Source organism: Xenorhabdus sp. PB61.4 (assembly GCF_963894935.1).
GTDB classification, from domain to species: Bacteria; Pseudomonadota; Gammaproteobacteria; order Enterobacterales; family Enterobacteriaceae; genus Xenorhabdus; species Xenorhabdus stockiae.
In genome coordinates, this window is sequence record NZ_CAWQJR010000077.1 from 1 (window position 1) to 4,601 (window position 4,601).

General features: G+C 41.5%; 3 protein-coding genes. All 3 read left to right on the top strand.

Features of this window, described 5'->3' with window-relative positions:
• Window positions 1–147: 147 nt before the first annotated feature.
• The 3 genes from focA to pflA all read left to right on the top strand — a co-directional run bounded on the left by focA (window position 148) and on the right by pflA (window position 4,222).
• Window positions 148–999, top strand: a complete 852-nt coding sequence (gene focA / locus AACX68_RS05285; protein WP_228860775.1) for a formate transporter FocA — start codon at window positions 148–150, stop codon at window positions 997–999.
• A 60-nt stretch (window positions 1,000–1,059) separates the two neighbouring features.
• The gene (pflB, locus tag AACX68_RS05290) at window positions 1,060–3,345 is read left to right on the top strand and encodes a formate C-acetyltransferase (protein WP_228860776.1); all 2,286 of its coding nucleotides are present in this window, start codon (window positions 1,060–1,062) and stop codon (window positions 3,343–3,345) included.
• A 136-nt stretch (window positions 3,346–3,481) separates the two neighbouring features.
• Window positions 3,482–4,222, top strand: coding sequence for a pyruvate formate lyase 1-activating protein (gene pflA / locus AACX68_RS05295; RefSeq protein ID WP_228860777.1), 741 nt, complete (start codon window positions 3,482–3,484; stop codon window positions 4,220–4,222).
• Window positions 4,223–4,601 lie beyond the last annotated feature (379 nt).

Here is a 4,601-nt window from a genome sequence, read left to right on the forward strand (position 1 = left end):
CAATTTGTTAGAATCGAAAAACGTTATTTAGCTGGTCATATCTCACTGAACTTTCAATTTAATATGATCCATATCAAATTCATGTCAGTGTCCGTTTGTTACTATCATTACGTGCTATAATTAACCTAAGATAAAGAGAGTGTTAGTATGAAAACTGACGACACTTTTAACCTATTTCCACCTGCTGTAATGGCACAAATTGCTGATGATAGTGGTGTCTATAAAGTCAACAAAAATCCAGCAGTGACTTATTTATCAGCAATTATGGCTGGTGTATTTATTTCCATTGCATTTGTTTTTTATATTACGGCTACAACAGGAACTTCTTCTATTCCCTATGGTTTAGCAAAATTAACCGGTGGAGTATGTTTCTCTTTAGGGCTGATGCTGGTTGTCGTATTTGGTGTCGACCTCTTCACTTCCACAGTGTTAACTATTGTTTCGAAAGCAACTGGTCGTATTACCTGGTCACAAATGTTCAGAAACTGGCTACACGTTTATATCGGTAATCTAATCGGAGCCTTGTTTTTCGTCACCTTAATGTGGCTATCAGGCCAATATGCCGTTGCCAATGGCTTCTGGGGACTGAATGTATTACAGGTCGCTGACCATAAAATGCACCATACCTTTGTCGAGGCTTTATGTTTAGGTATTCTGGCTAACCTGATGGTATGCCTTGCGGTCTGGATGAGCTACGCAGGTCGCAGCCTTATTGATAAATTATCTGCATTAATTCTGCCAATTGGTATGTTCGTTGCCAGCGGCTTTGAACACAGCATTGCTAACATGTTTTTAATTCCTTTCGGGATTGTTATTAAAGAATTCGCTCCAACTGAGTTTTGGGAAAAAGTCGGAGCAACACCAGAGCAATTTCCCCAACTGACAATTTCAAATTTCATTACTGATAATCTGATCCCTGTAACGATAGGTAACATCATCGGCGGTTCGATATTGGTTGGGTTGACTTACTGGTTCATTTATTTACGTGGCAGCCGCTGATCTTCATTTGCTTCCACACCCAATTTTTTACAAGTTCTACTGTTAAAAGGTAAAAATATCATGTCCGAGTTAAATGAAAAATTCTCCGTAGCATGGCAAGGCTTTAACGAGGGTAACTGGCAGAATGAAGTCAATGTTCGTGACTTTATTCAGAAAAACTATACTCCGTATGAAGGTGATGAATCATTCCTTGCGGGTGCCACAAAAGCGACAGATATTTTGTGGGAAAAAGTCATGGAAGGTATCAAAATTGAAAACCGCACTCATGCGCCGGTTGATTTTGATACTAACGTTGCGTCTACAATAACCTCCCATGATGCTGGTTATATTGAAAAAACTCTGGAACAAATTGTTGGCCTACAAACTGAAGCGCCTCTGAAACGTGCCATTATCCCATTCGGCGGGATCAAAATGGTTGAAGGTTCCTGCAAGGTATATGATCGGGAACTGGATCCGAAACTAAAACAAATTTTTACTGAATACCGTAAAACTCACAATCAGGGTGTATTTGATGTTTATACCCCTGATATTCTGAAATGCCGTAAATCAGGTGTATTGACAGGTTTGCCAGATGCTTACGGTCGTGGTCGTATCATCGGTGATTATCGTCGTGTTGCTCTGTACGGTATTGATTTTTTGCGTGATGAAAAATATGCACAATTCACTTCATTGCAGGAAAAACTGGAAAACGGCGAAGACCTTGAAGCAACTATCCGCCTGCGTGAAGAAATTTCAGAGCAGTATCGCGCTCTAGGCCAGATTAAAGAGATGGCCGCTAAATATGGCTACGATATCTCTGCCCCGGCGACTAATGCCAAAGAAGCAGTACAGTGGACTTATTTCGCTTATCTGGCGGCAGTAAAATCCCAAAATGGTGCTGCGATGTCTTTCGGTCGTGTATCCAGCTTCCTGGATATCTACATCGAGCGCGATATACATGCAGGAAAACTGACAGAGCAAGACGCGCAAGAACTGATCGACCATTTGGTCATGAAGCTACGCATGGTTCGCTTCCTGCGTACTCCAGAATACGATGAGCTGTTCTCCGGCGACCCGATTTGGGCAACTGAGTCCATCGCAGGGATGGGGCTGGACGGTCGTACTCTTGTTACCAAAAACAGTTTCCGTTTCCTGAATACCCTGTACACAATGGGACCATCTCCGGAACCTAACATGACCATCCTGTGGTCTGAAAAACTGCCTGCTAATTTCAAAAAATACGCAGCAAAAGTATCCATTGATACCTCATCTCTGCAATATGAAAACGATGACTTGATGCGTCCTGATTTCAGCAGCGATGATTATGCTATTGCATGTTGTGTCAGCCCGATGATTGTTGGTAAACAAATGCAGTTCTTCGGTGCTCGCGCAAACCTGGCAAAAACCATGCTGTATGCCATCAACGGCGGTATGGATGAAAAACTGAAAATGCAGGTTGGTCCAAAAGAAGAGCCAATAAAAGATGACGTTTTGGATTATGACACCGTCACCGAACGTATGGATCACTTTATGGACTGGCTGGCAAAACAGTATGTCACCGCGCTGAATATCATTCACTATATGCATGATAAATACAGCTATGAAGCTTCTTTAATGGCACTTCATGATCGTGATGTTCACCGTACAATGGCATGTGGTATCGCAGGATTATCTGTAGCAGCCGATTCTTTATCCGCGATCAAATATGCAAAAGTAACTCCAATCCGTGACGAAAACGGTCTGGCTGTTGATTTCAAAATTGAAGGTGAATATCCACAGTTTGGTAATAATGACGCACGTGTTGATGATATCGCTTGTGATTTGGTTGAACGCTTCATGAAGAAAATTCAGAAGTTACAAACCTATCGCAATGCAACTCCAACTCAGTCTGTGTTAACTATTACTTCTAACGTTGTTTATGGTAAAAAAACCGGTAACACGCCAGATGGACGTCGTGCAGGTGCACCATTCGGTCCGGGTGCTAACCCAATGCATGGGCGTGACCAGAAAGGAGCGATTGCTTCACTCACTTCAGTGGCTAAACTGCCATTTGCTTACGCAAAAGATGGTATTTCTTATACCTTCTCCATCGTGCCTAATGCGTTAGGTAAAAATGATGACGTGCGCAGAGCCAACTTGGCAGCTCTGATGGATGGTTATTTCCACCATGAAGCCAGCAATATTGAAGGTGGTCAACACCTGAATGTTAACGTCATGAACCGCGAGATGTTACTGGATGCTATGGAAAATCCTGAGAAATATCCTCAATTGACAATCCGTGTATCCGGCTATGCTGTACGCTTTAACTCTCTGACTAAAGAACAGCAACAGGATGTTATTACCCGTACATTTACCCAGACAATGTAAACATCCTGCTGCGTATTACCTCAAAAATGTCATTGTTTTAACAAGACAATTTTGATGAAATGAAACAGCTTACACTTCAAGGCCCCTTTGCAACCGGGGCCTTTATTATCCTGTCAGTTTTTGGAGAGATCTTCCCATGCCCGTACTTGGCCGTATCCACTCTTTTGAATCCTGCGGAACCGTTGATGGCCCGGGTATTCGTTTTATTGTATTTTTTCAGGGTTGCCTGATGCGTTGCCTTTATTGCCATAATCGCGATACATGGGACACTCACACTGGTAAAGCGGTAACAGTCGAAGAACTTATAAAAGAAGCGACAACTTATCGTCATTTTATGAATGCCTCCGGAGGTGGAGTGACAGCTTCTGGTGGGGAAGCAATCCTTCAGGCTGAATTCGTTCGTGACTGGTTCAGAGCCTGCCACGCCGAGGGGATTCATACTTGTTTAGACACCAATGGCTTTGTCCGCCGCTATGAGCCGGTGATTGATGAGCTACTGGATGATACCGATTTAGTCATGCTGGATCTGAAACACCTTAACGATGATATCCACCGGGAACTGGTTGGCGTTTCCAATCACCGAACACTCGAATTTGCTCGTTATCTGGCAAAACGCAATCAAAAAACATGGATCCGTTATGTCGTTGTTCCCGGATGGTCAGATGACGACGAATCTGTCCATATGCTGGGAGAGTTCACCAATGATATGAAGAATATCGAAAAAATTGAGTTACTTCCCTATCATGAACTGGGTAAACATAAATGGATTGCTATGGGTGAAGAATATAAGCTCGAAGACGTAAAACCACCGTCGAAAGAGACGATGGAAAGAGTAAAAGAGATCCTGATGAGCTATGGCCATCAGGTTATTTACTAAATTAAACATATTTCTTATTCCACAGAATTAATCGTTCTAAATTGTAACTGGCTCAGTCACGGGTTGCAGCCAGTTTCATATCTCAAAATAACCTCTTCAGTTACCCATTGTTTACTACCTGATATTTTGCCAAAACTCATCATCGATTGCCCCATTCTGATAAATATAGAAAATCCTCCGTTCAAGAGCAGTTAATTTTATCTTATAAAATAAACAAAAAATCGAATGATAATCCATTAATTAGAAATTTATTAATCCTTGTTGATTAATGACTTTCATGGAACAATTCTATCTAATTTATCCATAAAGTTGTTCAGGGATGAATTTAGTTAACATTTAACTTAGAAAAATCATTTAATCAAATTAAGTAAAAGAAATT